This window comes from Geothrix sp. (assembly GCF_049292215.1).
Lineage (GTDB): Bacteria > Acidobacteriota > Holophagae > Holophagales > Holophagaceae > Geothrix.
The window spans coordinates 51,055-66,759 of sequence record NZ_JBATQW010000044.1 but is presented as its reverse complement, the minus strand read 5'-3'; the positions used below and the strand labels follow the sequence as shown (position 1 = coordinate 66,759).

The 15,705-nt window shown below is 67.9% G+C and carries 16 protein-coding genes; 11 read left to right on the top strand and 5 right to left on the bottom strand.

Translation table 11 applies throughout. From position 1 onward, the window contains the following. The 8 genes from WAS25_RS07550 to smpB all read left to right on the top strand — a co-directional run. A partial coding sequence (locus WAS25_RS07550) for an AtpZ/AtpI family protein (protein WP_422310908.1) occupies nucleotides 1–521 on the top strand: 521 nt, incomplete at its 5' end. Further along, entirely contained in the window at nucleotides 511–1,689 is a 1,179-nt protein-coding gene (gene hemW / locus WAS25_RS07545; RefSeq protein WP_422310907.1) for a radical SAM family heme chaperone HemW, read from the top strand. The genes WAS25_RS07550 and hemW, both read left to right, overlap by 11 nt. A gap of 9 nt (nucleotides 1,690–1,698) precedes the next feature. Further along, on the top strand, nucleotides 1,699–2,511 hold the full coding sequence (locus WAS25_RS07540) for a CPBP family intramembrane glutamic endopeptidase (RefSeq protein WP_422310906.1): 813 nt from the start codon (nucleotides 1,699–1,701) through the stop codon (nucleotides 2,509–2,511). An 89-nt stretch (nucleotides 2,512–2,600) separates the two neighbouring features. Continuing rightward, entirely contained in the window at nucleotides 2,601–3,488 is an 888-nt protein-coding gene (locus WAS25_RS07535) for a DMT family transporter (RefSeq protein ID WP_422310905.1), read from the top strand. 9 nt (nucleotides 3,489–3,497) lie between these two features. Further along, a complete protein-coding gene (gene pip, locus WAS25_RS07530; RefSeq protein ID WP_422310904.1) occupies nucleotides 3,498–4,466 on the top strand; it encodes a prolyl aminopeptidase in 969 nt (322 codons plus the stop codon). A gap of 101 nt (nucleotides 4,467–4,567) precedes the next feature. Next, the gene (locus tag WAS25_RS07525; RefSeq protein ID WP_422310903.1) at nucleotides 4,568–6,523 is read left to right on the top strand and encodes a PAS domain S-box protein; all 1,956 of its coding nucleotides are present in this window, start codon (nucleotides 4,568–4,570) and stop codon (nucleotides 6,521–6,523) included. 47 nt (nucleotides 6,524–6,570) lie between these two features. Further along, nucleotides 6,571–7,233, top strand: coding sequence for a DedA family protein (locus WAS25_RS07520; protein ID WP_422310902.1), 663 nt, complete (start codon nucleotides 6,571–6,573; stop codon nucleotides 7,231–7,233). Nucleotides 7,234–7,254: 21 nt separating this feature from the next. Then, entirely contained in the window at nucleotides 7,255–7,710 is a 456-nt protein-coding gene (smpB, locus tag WAS25_RS07515; protein WP_422310901.1) for an SsrA-binding protein SmpB, read from the top strand. Nucleotides 7,711–7,727: 17 nt separating this feature from the next. On the opposite strand, the gene WAS25_RS07510 is transcribed toward smpB, so the two are convergent. The 5 genes from WAS25_RS07510 to WAS25_RS07490 form a co-directional block, all read right to left on the bottom strand. Next, entirely contained in the window at nucleotides 7,728–8,132 is a 405-nt protein-coding gene (locus tag WAS25_RS07510; RefSeq protein WP_422310900.1) for a hypothetical protein, read from the bottom strand. After that, entirely contained in the window at nucleotides 8,129–8,584 is a 456-nt protein-coding gene (locus tag WAS25_RS07505; RefSeq protein WP_422310899.1) for a hypothetical protein, read from the bottom strand. The genes WAS25_RS07510 and WAS25_RS07505 overlap by 4 nt, the downstream gene beginning before the upstream one ends. An 18-nt stretch (nucleotides 8,585–8,602) precedes the next feature. Further along, nucleotides 8,603–9,013 (bottom strand): hypothetical protein, encoded by a 411-nt coding sequence (locus WAS25_RS07500; RefSeq protein WP_422310898.1) that lies wholly within the window; start codon nucleotides 9,011–9,013, stop codon nucleotides 8,603–8,605. Nucleotides 9,014–9,126: 113 nt separating this feature from the next. After that, a complete protein-coding gene (locus WAS25_RS07495) occupies nucleotides 9,127–9,777 on the bottom strand; it encodes a riboflavin synthase (protein WP_422310897.1) in 651 nt (216 codons plus the stop codon). Nucleotides 9,778–9,796: 19 nt separating this feature from the next. Further along, nucleotides 9,797–11,398: an amino acid permease gene (locus WAS25_RS07490; protein WP_422310896.1), complete on the bottom strand. Its 1,602-nt coding sequence runs from the start codon at nucleotides 11,396–11,398 to the stop codon at nucleotides 9,797–9,799. A 59-nt stretch (nucleotides 11,399–11,457) separates the two neighbouring features. Here WAS25_RS07490 and WAS25_RS07485 point away from each other — a divergent pair, with 59 nt between their 5' ends. The 3 genes from WAS25_RS07485 (at nucleotide 11,458) to WAS25_RS07475 (ending at nucleotide 15,703) form a co-directional block, all read left to right on the top strand. After that, nucleotides 11,458–12,399, top strand: coding sequence for a DUF58 domain-containing protein (locus WAS25_RS07485; RefSeq protein ID WP_422310895.1), 942 nt, complete (start codon nucleotides 11,458–11,460; stop codon nucleotides 12,397–12,399). 19 nt (nucleotides 12,400–12,418) lie between these two features. Continuing rightward, nucleotides 12,419–12,835 (top strand): cytidine deaminase, encoded by a 417-nt coding sequence (locus WAS25_RS07480; RefSeq protein WP_422310894.1) that lies wholly within the window; start codon nucleotides 12,419–12,421, stop codon nucleotides 12,833–12,835. A gap of 63 nt (nucleotides 12,836–12,898) precedes the next feature. Further along, nucleotides 12,899–15,703, top strand: a complete 2,805-nt coding sequence (locus WAS25_RS07475) for a tetratricopeptide repeat protein (RefSeq protein WP_422310893.1) — start codon at nucleotides 12,899–12,901, stop codon at nucleotides 15,701–15,703. Nucleotides 15,704–15,705: the final 2 nt, after the last annotated feature.

Here is a 15,705-nt window from a genome sequence, read left to right as displayed (position 1 = left end):
GCCAGGCGCTGCTCAGCCCCGCCCAGCGGCAGGCCTGGGAGGCCCTGAACGGGCGCCTGGCCAAGGCGCGCGCTGAAGGGGACCGGCCGACCCTGGAAGCGGTGGCCGATTCCCTCATCTACGACTGCCTGTGGGGCAACGGCCTGTGGGTGATGCCCGTGGTGCCCCTCCTCTCCGTGGCCCTGATGGGGCTCCTGGGCTGGTGGCTGGCCCTCGGCTTCCGGACGGGTCCCAAGCCCTCCCTGGTCGTAGGCTTCATCCTGCTGGGAGTGGCCTCCGGGCACCTGCTCCTGCACGCCTTCCTCTACCGCCCCCAGGCACTGCGCCTCCGCCAAAACCTGGAGCTGCTGGAGCAGCATATGGGCACCGACCGGGCCCTGCGACCCGAGCACCGGACCCTCCTGCAACAGCGCTACCGCGCCCTGGAGCAGGCCGCCGAGCCCCTGCAGACTCCCTGGCGTTTCCCAACCGAAGTGAAGGCGCTCCGCCAGGTCCTGAAGCAGGTGATGGTTGAACCCTGAGCTGGAGCGCCGGCTGCCGGAGCTCCGGGTAGCAGCCCAGGCAGAACCGCTGGGCCTCTACCTGCATGTCCCCTTCTGCCTGGACCGCTGCACCTACTGCTCCTTCACCACCACCCGCGACCGGTCCCTCCAGCCGGAGACGCTCCGGCGCCTGATCGCCGAGGTTGAATCCTGGGGCTCGGCCCTGGGGCGACCGGAGGTGGACACGCTGTACCTGGGCGGCGGCACGCCCTCGCTGTTGACAGCAGAGGAACTGCAGGCGCTCACGGCGGCCGTGCGGCGGGCCTTCGACCTGGGGCCGCTGGTGGAGGCCACACTGGAGGCCAACCCCGGCACTGTGGACCTGGCCTGGCTGAGCCAGGCGCGCGGCCTGGGCTGGGATCGCATCAGCCTGGGCGTGCAGGCCCTGGACGACACCCTGCTGTCACGGCTGGGCCGCATCCACGGCTCAGCCCAGGCCCTCGAGTCCCTCGAGCTGGCAGAGCGGGCCGGGTTCCAGCGCCGCAGCGCCGATCTCATGGTGGGCATCCCCGGACAGTCCCTGTCGAAGGTGGTGGCCGACGCCCGCGTCCTGGCCGCCACCGGCCTCGAGCACCTGAGCATCTACTTGCTGGACCTGGATAAGGCGTGCCCCCTGCGTGGTGAGATCGACGCGGGGCGGCTGTCCCTGCCCTCCGAGGACGAGGTCGCCGACGTGTTCGAGGCGCTCCAGGCGGAGCTGCCCGCGCAGGGCCTTCAGCCCTATGAGATCAGCAACTACGCCCGCCCCGGCGCCGAGTCCATCCACAACACCCGCTACTGGGAGCGCCGGCCCTACCTGGGCCTGGGTCCCGGCGCCGCCTCGCAGCTAGCTGATCTCCGCTGGCTCGATAGCGGTGTCATCGCCGCCTGGACAGAAGGGCGAGCCGACAGCGAGGTCCAGGAACTGGATGCCGCAGAGGTCCTGTCCGAGATCCCCCTGCTGGGGCTGCGCATGCACCGCGGCCTCGACTGGGGTGAGCTTCGGCACGAATCCGACCGTCGCAAACTGCGCCCCCTCTGCGATGCCTGGGAGGCCCACTTGCGCAGCCTGGCCAAGGAGGACCTAGTGCTCTGGGAGGGCGACCACGTGCGCCTCGGGTCCCGGGGCATGCTCATGAGCAATGGCATCCTGCAGATGTTCGTATGAGGACCGCGCATGCACCCCGATGAAGCCGCCCCCACGCCCCCCGAGAAGCCCTACCCGGGCTTTGCCCAGGCCCTCCTGGTGGTGTTCCTCTTCTTCCTTTTCACCACCATGCTCACGTTCCCGGCGGCCATCCTGTCACACCTGAAGCGACCCGGCTGGGCTGCGTGGCTGCTGTTCATGGGCCAGCTCGGCGGCACATACCTCACGTTGATCGTCTGCCTCCCCCTGGGCCGGAAATCCTGGGCGGAGGCCTTTCCCCACAGCCCTGTAGCCCTCGCCGTCTGGCCCTGCACGCTCCTCGCGACCCTGGGACTCATGCTGATCGTCAACGGTGTGGATGGCTGGCTCTCACACGTCATCCCGCCTCCGGCTTGGTTCCGCCAGATGTTCACGGCCATGGGCTGGCCCAGCGTGGTGCTCGGTGCGCCCCTGACGGAGGAATCCCTCTTTCGGGGCTTGATCCTCGGCGGGTTCGTCCTGCGCTACGGGACCCGGCGGGCCATCGCCTATTCCGCCCTGCTCTTTGCGTTCATCCACCTGAACCCATGGCAGTTTCCCACCGGGTTGCTGGTGGGGGCCTTCCTGGCCTGGCTGACGCTTCGCACACGCTCGCTCTGGCCGGCCGTGTTCGCCCACTTCCTGAACAACCTGGTGGTCACCCTCGCCCATGCCCATCACATTCCGTATCTCTCCGATGAGCGCTTCCAGCCCTTCTGGATGTGGGGCCTCGGCTTCCTCCTGGCGGGCTTCGGCGTGGCGATGCTCTTCCGCATCAGCCAGCGGACACCCGGCCTTGGTGAGGGCCCGGCCGCATCCGCCTGACCCGGCCGCTCTCGCGAGCTGCGTCCGTAACCGGTAGTGACAGTAGGATGGAAAGGACCCCACGGCCCGGGGAACGCAGCGGAGTCCCCTTGCCCTTCCTCGGCGAAAGCGCCGCCCTCCTCACCTCACTCTGCTGGTCGCTGAACTCCGTCTGCTTCACGGTGGCGGGCCGACGGGTGGGCTCGGCGGCGGTGAACCTGGGCCGCCTCCTCATGGCCATGGTCACGCTGCTGCTGGTGCACCAGGTGGCCTACGGCAGCCTCTTCCCGATGGAGGCCGGAAGTGCGCGGCTGGGATGGCTGGGCGCGTCGGGGCTCATCGGCTTCGCCCTGGGCGATGCCGTGCTCTTCGAGGCCTTTGTCCTCATCGGGGCGCGGCTGGCCATGCTGCTGATGACGCTCTCGCCCCTCTTCAGCGCCCTTCTGGCCTGGCTGTTCCTGGGCCAGGCCCTGACCCTGCCGAAGCTCCTGGCCATGGCTGTCACCCTGAGCGGCATCGCCTGGGTGGTGTGGGGGGGCGGCGACCACGAGGACCATCCGCACTTGTGGCGGGGCATCCTGCTGGGCATCGGCGGCGCCCTGGGCCAGTCCATCGGCCTAGTCTTCAGCAAATTCGGCCTGGCGGGCGAGTTCCCCCCCATTTCCGCCAACCTCATCAGGGTCACCGCCGGTGTGGCGGCCCTCCTGCTCTGGTTCGGCGCCACCGGCCGCCTGCGGGGGACGCTCGGCGCCCTGCGTGATGGCCGGGCCACCGCCTTCATCGGCCTGGGCGCAGTGACGGGCCCGGTGCTGGGCGTGGTGCTCTCCCTCATCGCCATCGCAAAGGCCCCCATGGGCGTGGCCGCCACCCTCATGTCCCTGTCGCCCGTCCTCCTGCTGCCTGTGTCCCGCTTTGTCTTCAAGGAGAAGGTGGGCGGTCATGCCATCCTCGGGACACTGCTGGCCCTCGCCGGGGCCGCGGCGCTGTTCTTCGTGTAGGGGGTGCCCATGTCACTGCGCAAGGATCCCGTCAGCTGGCTCTATCCGCCCATCGAGCCGTACCGGGTCCAGCGCCTGAAGGTGTCGGACCTGCATGAGCTGCACGTGGAGGAGAGCGGCAACCCCAGCGGCAAGCCAGTCATCTTCCTGCATGGTGGCCCTGGCGGCGGCACCAGCCCCAAGCACCGCCGCTACTTCGATCCGGACGTGTACCGCATCATCCTCTTCGACCAGCGGGGCTGCGGCCAGAGCACGCCCTATGCGGAGGTGCGCGAGAACACCACCTGGGAGCTGGTGGCCGACATCGAGCGCATCCGCGAGCACCTGGGGCTCAAGCGCTGGCTGGTCTTCGGCGGCTCCTGGGGCGCCACGCTGGGCCTGGCCTATGCCGAGAAGCACCGGGAGCGCGTGACGGGGCTCATCCTCCGCGGCATCTTCCTTCTGCGCCAGCGTGAGGTGGACTGGCTCTACCAGGAGGGCGCCAGCCGCATCTTCCCCGATGCCTGGGAGCCCTACCGTGACACTATCCCCGAAGCGGAACGCGGCGACTTCCTGAGTGCCTACGCGAAGCGCCTGCTCAGCGAAGATCCGGCCCTGAACCTGCCCGCGGCCAAAGCCTGGAGCATCTGGGAGGGCGCCACCAGCAAGCTGATTCCCGATCCGGATTTCATCGCCTCTTACGGCGACGAGGCCACCACGCTGGCCTTCGCCCGCATTGAGTGCCACTACTTCCTGAACAAGGGCTGGATGGACGAGGCCCAGCTGCTGCGCGACGCAGCCGGTCTCAAGGGCATCCCCGGCGCCATCATCCAGGGGCGCTACGACATGGTGTGCCCCATCGAGAGCGCCTGGGCCCTGTCTAAGACCTGGCCGGAAGCTGAACTCGTCATCGTGCCCGATGCAGGCCACAGTGCCTATGATGCCGGAATTTCCCGAGCCCTGGTTTCCGCCACGGACCGGTTCGCTGGACGGGCCTGAAATCAAGGTGGCCCCTCGGTGCGGCGGCAGGGCAACCTGGTCAACTCTGGGCGAATGGGGGGCACGCGCCCGGTATAGTCTTGCTCCACAAGGTGACAGAGATGGCTGAGACCGATCGGGCACGCGCAGACCTCCACCCGGCCTCCGCGGACTTGAGCCCGGAGCGCCTGCAGGCGCTGCTGGCCTACTCCTGGGACATCCTCTCCCTCCTCGATGGCGAGGGCCGCCTCATCTACAACTCCCCGGCTGCCCAGCGCCTGCATGGCTTCAGTCCCGGGGAGATGGACGGGCGCAGCACCTTCGAGTTCTTCCACCCGGAAGACGCACCCCGGGTCGGGGATGTGTTCCAGCAGTGCCTCGCCCAGCCCCGGCAGCCGCTGCGGGCCGAATACCGTTACGCGCGCAAGGACGGCTCCTGGATCTGGATGGAGGCCGTCGCCGTCAACCTCCTGGACACGCCCTCCATCCAGGCCATCGTGGTCAACTCCCGGGACATCACCGAGCGCGTGGTGGCGCAGCAGGCGCTCCGCGACTCGGAGCGCTTCGCCGACCGGATCCTCAACGCCCTCCGGGACAACCTCACGGTGCTGGATGGGGAGGGCCGCATCCTGAAGGTCAACCGGGCCTGGCAGGACTTCGCCGCGGCCAACGGAATGTCCGCCGACTACCCGTGGGAGGGTGTCAGCTACCTGGAGGTCTGCAGCCATTCGACGGGACTGGGTGCCGACATGGCCCACGCCATGGCGGAGGGCATGAAGGCTGTGCTGCTGGGTGAGCTGCCGGAGTTCGCCCTCGAGTACCCCTGCGACTCCCCCGTCCAGCGGCGCTGGTTCCAGGCCCTCGTCACCCCCTTCCCTGGTCACGGTCCGGCCCGGCTGGTGGTGTCCCACCTGGACATCACCAACCTGCGGCAGGCCGAGGAGAACCGCCTTCAGCTGGAGCGCCAGCTGCAGCGCTCGCAGAAGATGGAGAGCCTGGGGAGCCTGGCCGGCGGCGTGGCCCACGACATGAACAACGTGCTCGGCTCCATCCTGGGCATGGCCTCCATGCACCAAGAGCTCCACCCCGTGGACTCGCCCGCCCAGCAGGCCTTCTCCATCATCGCCCGGGCTTGCCAGCGAGGCGGCGGCCTGGTCCGGCGCCTGCTGGACTTCGCCCGCCAGGACCTCACGGAGAACAAGGTGGTCGATCTGAACATCCTGATCCAGGAGGAAGTCCAACTGCTGGAGCGCACCACCCTCGGCCTCGTCCAGTGCACCACGGAGCTGGCTCCGCAGCTGCCATTCATTCGGGGTGATTCCAGCGCCCTCGTCCACGCCGTCATGAACCTCTGCCTCAACGCCGTCGACGCAATGCCGGAGGGCGGCGAGCTCCGCCTCCGCACCCGCCCAGGCCATCGGGGCTGGGTGGAGCTCGAGGTGGAGGACACTGGGACCGGTATGCCCAGGGAGGTGCTGGAACGGGCCATGGATCCCTTCTTCACCACCAAGCCCCCGGACAAGGGCACGGGCCTGGGGCTCTCCATCGTCTACAGCACCGTGAACGCCCACCAGGGCACGATAGAACTGCACAGCGAGCCCGGCCAGGGCACCCGGGTCACCCTTCGGTTCCCAAGCGTCGACTTTCCGGTAGTCGAAGAAGCCCCTCCGCCCATGGGCGGGCCGGATGAGACCGGCCGTTCCATGGATGTCCTGCTGGTGGACGACGACGAGCTGATCCGGGCCACGCTGGGACCGGTGATCCGCTGCCTGGGGCATCGCGTCACGCTGGCCTCCAGCGGGGAAGAGGCACTCGGACTGCTGGCCGCCGGGAAGGTGCCCCAGGTCCTCATCCTCGACATGAACATGCCAGGCCTGGGCGGACATGGCACCCTCCCCCTGCTCCGCGACCGGTGTCCCGACCTGCCGGTGTTGCTCGCCACCGGTCGCGTCGACCAGACGGCGCTGGAGCTGGCCCGCGCCTACCCGGGTGTCACCCTCATTCCCAAGCCCTTCAGCATGAGGGACCTGAAGGAACACCTGGATGCGGTGGCGGCGGGGCCTCGGTTCGCGCGCTAAGCGAAACGCTGGAACACTGATCCCGTCACCCTGGAGATCCCATCCCCATGGACCTGCTTCGCACCGCCCTGCATTTCCTCAAGCGCCTGACCGACCCAGCCTCCCTCGCCGTGCTCACCGGGGAGATGGGTGTGTGGGTGTACGTGCTGATGTTCGCTATCATCTTTTGTGAAACGGGCTTGGTGATTCTCCCCTTCCTGCCCGGCGACAGCCTGCTGTTCGCCCTGGGCGCCCTGGGCGCCATTCCGGGAATTTCCCTGAATCTTTGGCTCATGGCCGGGCTGCTGGCGATCGCCGCCATTCTGGGCGACGCCCTGAACTACACCATTGGCCGTCGCCTGGGGCCCGCTGTGTTCCACCGGGAAGATAGCCGGTGGTTGAACCGGAACCACCTTGAAGCGGCTCACGCCTTCTACGAGAAGTACGGTGGCAAAACCATCATCCTCGCCCGCTTCGTGCCGATCGTGCGCACCTTCGCTCCCTTCGTGGCGGGCATCGGGAAAATGGATTACCCGCGCTTCGCTCTGTTCAATGTCATCGGAGCCCTTCTGTGGGTTGGATCCATGATGGGCGCAGGGCGGCTCTTTGGCGGCATCCCCTGGGTCCAGCGCAATTTCGAAGCGGTGATCATCGTCATCATCCTCATTTCCGTGCTGCCCGCTGTGTTCGAATTCCTAAAGGCCCAGCGCCAGGGGAAGAACGGCATGTGAGTTCGATGAGATAGTGGAACCATGTCCGAGGATCTCGTCCGCAACCGCAAGGCCTTCCACAACTACCATGTCCTCGAGACCTGGGAGGCCGGGGTCTCACTCCAGGGCACGGAGGTGAAGGCCCTGCGCGCGGGCCTGGGCCAGCTCCAGGACGCCTATGTGGACGCGGTGGGCGGCGAGCTGTGGCTCAAGCAGGCCCACATCTCGCCCTACGAGTTCGGCACCTACGCCAACCACGATCCCCTGCGGGCCCGGAAGCTGCTGCTGCACAAAGCCGAGATCACCAAGATCACCGCCAAGGTGGTGCGCAAGGGCCTCACCATCATCCCCCTGGCCATCTACCTCAACGACAAGGGCATGATCAAGGTCAAGGTGGCCCTGGCCGAGGGCAAGGCCGTGGGTGACAAGCGCGAGGCCCTGAAGCAGCGTGAGCAGAAGCGCGAGATGGACCGCATCCGCAAGGGTGCGCGGGAATAGGGGCGATCCGCGCCGATTCAGGGTTTCGCGGGGGGTCCTGGTTCAGCGGCTGGGTCAGGTTCGCCCTTCTCGAAACCCAGGCGAACCAGCCGCGCGTCAGGCCCGAATTCGAGCCGCACTGCCCGATGGGCGCGGAAGGGGATGGCCACGCCACTACCGTAGGTTGCCAGGATGAAGTATCCCCTGGCCTCCATCCAACGGTAGACGAGGACCCTCCCGCCCTCCAACACCTCGTCGGGTTCGCCAAGGCGGAGCAGCACGTCCTCCCGGGTGGTCTGACCCACCTTCAGGGGCGCCGTGTATTGGGGCGTGATCCGGCCCCGGCCAGACAACAGCTCCCCCGTGGGGAAGGGCCAGATCAGGCAGCCGAGCTGGAGCGCCAAGGCCAGGGTGCCCAGGACCAGGCCGGCCGCCCGGTTCATTCCGACACCACCAGGCTGTGACGGGTCAGCCTGCCATCGGCCCCGAAGACCAGCACCAGGCTATAGATGGATCTGCCCTCGTACACGAATCGATTTTTCACCCTATCCGGGTTCCTGCCAACCAACGTCCACCATTCACCACGGGAGGTTCTGATAAGGGCATACGTGAGGATCCGCTCCTCCTCAAGGTGGGCATTCGGCCTCCCGAGCGTGAGGAGCACCTCCTCCCGGGTGGTCTTCCCGTCGGCCAGGAAGGCGAGGCGGTCCGTGTGGATCTCTGAGGGCTGTGCCTGCCTCAGCAGCGGTGGCGCACAACCCACCAGTACTGCCATTCCCAGAACAAGTCCGTGGAATAGACCCCGCGGCTCCTTGCCGCCAGGGGCGTCAGCCCGTCCACCAGGAGGCAACAGCGTGGCCTGTTTCGAGCGATCGCGGAGGGGAAGGGCACTCAAGGAAGATTCCTTCTGAGGCTATTTGGTTGGTGCGGAAGCGGGCTCCGTGAGGGGAGGCGTGGTCATGCCTGGAGCGGTCACCAGGCGGTGGCGGAGCAGGCGATCGTCCGGCCCGAACACCAGCACCAGGCTTGAGGTACTGGGAAGGGGGTACAGCCACTCGCTCACCACCGCGTTCCCGACCCGCTGCCATTCTCCAGATATGTTCACCACGAAGTCGTAGGTGAGGATTCGGCCCCCTTCAAAGGACGCCGAGGGCGTGCCAAAGCGAAGCAGCACATCCTGGCGTGTAGTCCGGCCATCCTGGAAGGACGACAACAGCTCGGTCTCAAAAACCCGGGTCTTCTCCTGCATCACGGCAGGCCCAACACAGCTGAGCCCGAGGCCAAGGTTGAGGAGGAACACAAAGAAGGGGGCTCGCGTGCGCACAGGGGCCTCGGAGCGTTGGAAGTAGGTTTCTCGCCGCCACAATAACGCTGGAGACAACCCCCGTCAAAACCCCAGCAGAGCCTGTATTCTCTGCCTGGAACTGTGTCCGCGGCTCAGCGGTTCCACCCACCCTGGGCGAAGCGGGCCAGCTTCTCGTCACTTCCCCGCATCGCCAGGGCCCTGGCCACGAAGCGACCGATGGGATCGGCTTCGAGGTTGACGGGATCGCCGGGGCGCATGCGGTTTAGGGCCGTGCCTTTCACGGTCGCGGGGATGAGGGCCACGGTGAACCAGTCGGTGCCGCAGTCCACCACGGTCAGGGAAATGCCATCCACGGCGATGGAACCCTTCGATGCGGTCATGGGTGCCAGCACTCCCGGCATGCTGAAGCGCCAGATGCCCTCATCCACGCCTCCCTGGCCCTGAGGGCGCGCCACCAGCTGACCGAGGCCGTCGATGTGCCCCGACACGAGGTGGCCATCCATGGGATCGCCCACCCGCAGGGCCGGTTCCAGGTGCAGCGTCGCGCCCAGCGCCAGGTTGCCCAGGGTGGTCTTGTCGAGGGTCTCCTCGCTGAGCTCCGCTTCCCAGCTGCGGCCATCCAAGGCCACGCTGGTGAGGCAGGCCCCGTTCACGGCGATGCTGGCGCCCACCTCGGCGCGGGCCAGCAGATCCGCGTGAGCCGTGATGCGAAGCCGCGCCCCGCCCGGGCGGGAGGAGCGGGCTTCCAGGATGCCGAGATGTCTAATCAGGCCTGTGAACATGGCGGAAGCTCCCCGTCCATCATCGCTCAGATGGACGCCCCAGGCGGCTGTGCCGGGCGCTGTAGAGGAAGTAGGCCACCAGCCCCATGGCCAGCCAGATCCAGAAGCGCTCCCAGGTGTGGCGCGGCAGGCCCAGGGCCAGCCAGAAGCAGAACAGGATGCCCAGGGGGGCGGTGAGCCAGACCGCCGGGGCCCGGAAGCGGCGTTCGGCAAGGGGGCGTTTGACCCGCAGCACGAGAATGCCCGCGCAGACGAGCATGAAGGCGAACAGGGTGCCGATGTTGGTGAGCTCGATGATCTCGTCGATGTTCATGAAGCCAGCGGGCAGTAGCACGATGACGCCCGTGAGCAGGGTGGCGTTCAGGGGGGTGCGGAAGCGGGGGCTGATCTTTCCGAACCAGGGCGGCAGCAGGCCATCGCGGCTCATCACCATGAAGATGCGGGGCTGGGCCATCTGGTAGACCAGCAGGGCGCTGCCCAGGGCCACCACGGCGCCGATGCTCACGATGGCCGAGATCTTGTTCATGCCTATGGCCGTAAAGGCATGCGCGATGGGATCGGCGACGCCGTGGTAGGCACTGTAGGGCAGGATCCCCGCCACCACGGCGCAGACGCCCACGTAGATCACCGTGCAGATCACCAGGCTGCCGAGGATGCCCCGGGGCATGTCCCGGGCCGGATCCTTGCACTCCTCGGCGGTCGTGCTCACGGCATCGAAGCCGATGAAGGCGAAGAAGATGATGGCCGCGCCGGCCTGGATGCCCCGCCAGCCGTTGGGGGAGAAGGGATGGTAGTTCTCGGGCTTCACGTAGAAGGCGCCGATAGCGATGACCACCAGCAGCAGGGCCACCTTGACCGCGACCATGATGGAGTTCGCCCGCACGCTCTCCTTCACGCCCCAGACGCACAGGGCCGTGATGGCGATGGTGATGAGCATGGCCAGGAGGTTCATGCCCAGGGGGAAGCCGCCCACCAGGGGGGCTGTCTTCAGGGCCGCCCAGTGCTGGAAGACCACCGCGCCATCGAGGGTCCCGGCATGGGCCTGGGCGAGGTAGTGCAGCTTGTCCCCCAGGCTCAGGGCCCCCTGGTGGGCCGCGGCGAAGGCCTCGGTGGGGAAGAGCATGGTCCGGGGATCCATGCTCAGCCAGCGGGGGATGTGCAGGCCCAGGCCATGGAGCAGGTTGTCCATGTAGCTACCCCAGCTGATGGCCACGGCCACGTTGGACACGGCGTATTCCAACAGCAGGTCCCACCCAATGATCCAGGCCATCAGCTCACCGAGGGTGGCGTAGGTATAAGTATAGGCGCTGCCCGAGGCCGGTATCATGCTGGCGAACTCGGCGTAGCACAGGGCCGTGAAGCCGCAGGCCAGCGCCGTCATGAGGAAGCTGATGATGAGGGCCGGTCCCGCCGCGGGCCGGGTGACGCCGAAGGTGGAGTCGAAGCCCCCGGCAAGCCCCGTGCCCAAGGCCGACAGGATGCCCGCGCCGATGATGGCCCCCACGCCCAGCAGGGCCAGGTCCCAGGCCGACAGCGTGCGCCGCAAGCCTCCGTGCTCTGGCTCTTCCGCGTTGGCGCGGATCTGCTCGATGGATTTCGTGCGGAAGAGGCGCTCGAACATGGGAACCCTGGGAGAAGCATCATGCTATCAGGCGGGTCTCCAGCGTTAGGCTGGAGGCCATGCGTCTCTGGAACGACCGCCACCTGCGCCTGTCCCTCACAGGACTCGGCCTGCAATACCTGCTGGCATTGCTGGCAGTGGGCGCCTTCTCAGTCAACACCGGCAACAACCTGCTCTACCTGGTGTTCTCCCTGATGCTAGGGCTCTTCCTGGTCTCAGGCATCCTCAGCCGACGTTCCTTGCAGGGGCTCAGCCTGACGGGTCTGGAGGAGGGCAACCTCTTCGCCCGGGTACGGGGCGGCCTCCGACTTCGCCTCCAGGATGACGGGCGGGGCCGCATCCGGGGCCTCGAGCTGCACCTAATGCTGGACGATGGCACCGTGGAGCCCGGATTTCTGGGAACCACCCGCCGGGAGCGGGAGGCCACAGTGGTGCTGCAGGCTCGGGTCACCCACCGGGGCTGGACCCGCCTCCGGACCCTCGAACTCCGGACCCGCTTCCCCTTCGGACTCCTGGAGAAGTCCCGCTTCCTCGAGCTGGAACAGCAGGTCCTGGTGCTTCCCCACCCCCGCACCCCACCCGCCCAGCCAGCCAACTGGCGGGGTGAGGGCCACCGCACCCTGGCCCAGGAGGGGACCAGCAGCCCCGAGGGGACGCGGCCCTTGCGGCCTGGGGACTCGCCGGGCCGCGTGCACTGGAAGCGGACCGCCCAGCGGAGCCAGCCGTGGGTGCGGACCTTCGAGGAGGAACGCCCCATGGGCCTCCATCTGCGGATGGACCTCACGGCCTGGGGCCCTGGGCGGCCCTTCGAGCGGGAGCTGGAGCGCCTGTCGGGGGCGGTGCTGCAGGCCCGGCTCCAGAAGCGGGAGATCAGCCTGGAGGTGCGGGGCCCCGAGGGGATCCGGGAGGTCCACGGGCACACCCCCTGCTGGCGGGCGCTGGCCCTGGCCCAGGCCGCCGGAACCGGAGAAGGCGGAACCAGCCCCGCTCCGCTAAGCTGAACCTCCGAGGAGACCCCTGGTGTTCGACGATCCGCAATCCCCGGACTGGGCCCCCCTGCTCGAGGCCGCCTGGAAGGCCCGGAGCCACGCCCACGCCCCCTATTCCCGGTTCCAGGTGGGCGCGGCCCTGCTGACCTCGGCAGGGGCTGTGTTCGGCGGCTGCAACGTGGAGAACGCCGCCTATCCCGTGTGCCTCTGTGCCGAGCGCGGCGCCCTCAGCGCGGCCGTGGCCGCAGGCCTGCAGCCCGGCGGCCTGATGGCCGCCGTGGTGGTGACCGACGTGGCCGAGCTGACGCCCCCCTGTGGGGCCTGCCGTCAGGCCCTGGTCGAGTTCGCGAACGCCCTGCCGGTGCTCCTGGCCAACCGTCACACCCGGCAGCTCCACCGACTGGAAAATCTGCTGCCCCACAGCTTTACCGGTGGACATTTTCGCTAGGCCTGTGCGGCCCCACGGGCCTAAACTTTCCGAACTCCAAGACCGGCATCCCGAGGCAGCTGAATGGCCATTGATCGCGTCAAAGTGAAGAAGGAAGCCGACAAGCTGCTGACGGCGGGCAAGGTGGAACGGGCCATCGACGAGTTCCAGAAGCTCGTGGATGACAACCCGAAGGACTACAACACCCTGAATCAGATCGGCGACCTCAGCGTGCAGATCGGCCGCGTGAAGGAAGGCGTCGAGATCCACAAGCGGCTGGGCGGCGCCTACGAGCGGGACGGCTTCCACGCCCGCGCCGCCGCCATCTTCCAGAAGGTGGTCCGGAACGCCCCCGAGGACATCGACGCGGCCCAGCGCCTGGCGGACCTCTACCGCCAGATGAACAAGACCAGCGATGCCGTGAAGGTCCACCTCCAAGTCGCCGAGCACTTCCAAAAGAAGGGCCTCATCAAGCGGGCCCTGGAGGAGTTCAACAAGGTCGTCGACCTGGACCCCAAGAACCTGAAGATGAAGGTCAAGCTGGCGGACCTCTACAACAAAGAGGGCATGAAGGAACGCGCCGCGGGCATCTACCTCGAGGTGGCCGAGTCCCTGGCCATGGAGCAGATGCACGGCGAGGCCAACCAGATCCTCGAACGCGCCAAGTCGATGATCTCCACGCCCCAGGTCTACCTGACACAGAGCCGACTGGGCGTCATCCAGGGCGACTACACCACCGCCGCCCAGCACCTGCGCGAGGGGCTCACCAACAATCCCCGCAATACGGAGCTGCTGGAGGCCCTAGCCGAGATCGAGCTGCGCAGCGGCCACCCGGACCGCGCCCTTGAGGCCCTGGCCGAAGTGGCCCAGCTGCCCGAGAAGTCCCTGCCCCTCTGCGAAAAGGCCCTTCGGAACCTGGTCAACGGGGATCGTGCGGAGGAGGGCCTGCGGCTCTTCGCCCCCATCGCCCGGGAGCTTGCCCGCCGGGGCTCCGGCGATGTCATCGGCCGCAGCCTGCGGAACGCCCTCCAGGGGAACATCGGCATCGAGGGCTGGGTCCTTCTTGCCGAGATCGCCCACCAGAGCGGCAACCGGGCCGACCAGGTGCAGGCGCTCCAGAGCGCCTACGGCATGGCCTACCAGAACAACGACCAGGCCCTCATCAGCCACCTCGCGGGGCAGTTGCAGGGCATGGGCGTGGTGCCCGGGGCCGCAGCGCCGGCACCGGCCACCTTCGCGGCGTCGGGCCTGCCTGCGGGCTTCGAGGCCAGGGCCCCCCAGGACATCACCCGCCACGGCGGCGAGACCGAGGTGGATCCGGTAAAACGCCTCCGCATTGACCAGTTCTCGCGTGAGGCCGAGGCCATGATGCGGGGCGGCAGTCCCGAGCGGGCCATCGAGACCTACAAGAAGGCCCTGGAACTGGACCCCGCCGACCTCACGATCATCGAGGCCATCGTCGCGGTGCACCGGACCACCGGACGCCTCACCCAGGTGCAGATGCAGTACGTGCAGAGCGCCCAGGCCCTGGTCCTGCTGGACCGGAAGCGGGAAGCTGCGCACCTGCTGGATCTGGCGGAGCAGCTCTTCCCGGGCTCCACCCGCATCCACCGCCGCGCCATGGGCCTGCCCGAGCCGGGCGTGCTGCCCCCTCCCGCTTCCCGCGCTCCCATCGGCTTGCCCGCTCCGCCCCCGCCCCCCTCGGCTCCGACCCAGCCCATCGCTTCGCCACCGGCGGACGACATGGACATGCTGATCGGCCTCGACCTGCCGGGCTTCGAGGTGCCGCCCCCGCGGCCGACCGCCCTCCCGGCGATCGAGCCCATCGCCCTGGGCGATGGCCTGGAGGAGAGCCTGCCGCTCCTCCCGGACCTCGACGCGCTGCCGCCGGACCCCTTCTCGCCTCCCCTCCTGCCCCCGCCGAGCCAGGAGCACCCCCCGCTTGAGTCCTCCGACCTGAGCTGGATGGACACGACCCTCACGGACTTCGCGCCAGACACCACGATCCCGGCTTCCGAGCCCACCGTTCCCCTGCCCCCCCTGTCCACGCAGAAACTGGGGCAGGAGGTCATCGACGCCCTCGCCACCCCCGTCGAGGCCGACGCGGAGCAACTGGTCACGGTGCCGGCACCTGCGCAAGAGCCGCCCCTGCCCCCGACACCAGAGCCGGCGTCCGAGGACGTGGAGAACCTCCTGGGCGACATCGACTTCCAGCTGGACTACGGCAGCCCCGAAGAAGCCAAGATCGAGATCGATGCCGCCCTCCGGCAGTTCCCGGGTCATCCCGAGTTGCAGGCCCGCCTCAGCCGTGCGGAAGCTGCCCTGCAGAAGCTGGGGCACGTCCCCAAGGCCAGCGCCCTCGACGAGAGCGACTTTGCTAACTCCTTCTTCGACCTCACGGATGTGCTGGGCACGGCCCTCATGGATACGGGCGAAGGCGAGGAGATGCACGATGCGACCCACGTCGTGGAGAAGATCCAGAGCGTGGACGAGTTGTTCAGCGCCTTCCGCGAGGGCGTGGAGAAGCAGGTCAAGGGCGACGACTACGACACCCACTACAACCTGGGCATCGCCTACAAGGAGATGATGCTCATCGACCCCGCCATCGAGGAGTTCAAGATCGCCATGGGTGACCCAGAGCGCACCCTGGAGTGCTGCTCCATGCTCAGCATCTGCGAGCAGGCCCGGGGCGACCTCGCCGCCGCCGTGGAGTGGCTGCGCCAGGGCATCCTGGCTCCCGGCTTCCCCCCCGAGGACAGCATCGGCCTGCGTTACGACCTGGCCGAGATCTACCTCCAGCAGGGCCATACGAGCATGGCAGCCGAAGAGTTCAAGGTCGTCGCCGAGATGGATCCCGACTACCGGGACGTGGCCGCGCGCCTGGCGTAGCC

Coding starts and splice junctions, on each gene's coding strand:
- WAS25_RS07520 (WP_422310902.1), top strand. CDS start 6,571: ATGGACCTGCTTCGCACCGCCCTGCATTTCCTCAAGCGCCTGACCGAC.
- pip (WP_422310904.1), top strand. CDS start 3,498: ATGTCACTGCGCAAGGATCCCGTCAGCTGGCTCTATCCGCCCATCGAG.
- WAS25_RS07510 (WP_422310900.1), bottom strand. CDS start 8,132: ATGAACCGGGCGGCCGGCCTGGTCCTGGGCACCCTGGCCTTGGCGCTC.
- WAS25_RS07490 (WP_422310896.1), bottom strand. CDS start 11,398: ATGTTCGAGCGCCTCTTCCGCACGAAATCCATCGAGCAGATCCGCGCC.
- WAS25_RS07485 (WP_422310895.1), top strand. CDS start 11,458: ATGCGTCTCTGGAACGACCGCCACCTGCGCCTGTCCCTCACAGGACTC.
- WAS25_RS07525 (WP_422310903.1), top strand. CDS start 4,568: ATGGCTGAGACCGATCGGGCACGCGCAGACCTCCACCCGGCCTCCGCG.
- WAS25_RS07495 (WP_422310897.1), bottom strand. CDS start 9,777: ATGTTCACAGGCCTGATTAGACATCTCGGCATCCTGGAAGCCCGCTCC.
- smpB (WP_422310901.1), top strand. CDS start 7,255: ATGTCCGAGGATCTCGTCCGCAACCGCAAGGCCTTCCACAACTACCAT.
- WAS25_RS07540 (WP_422310906.1), top strand. CDS start 1,699: ATGCACCCCGATGAAGCCGCCCCCACGCCCCCCGAGAAGCCCTACCCG.
- WAS25_RS07475 (WP_422310893.1), top strand. CDS start 12,899: ATGGCCATTGATCGCGTCAAAGTGAAGAAGGAAGCCGACAAGCTGCTG.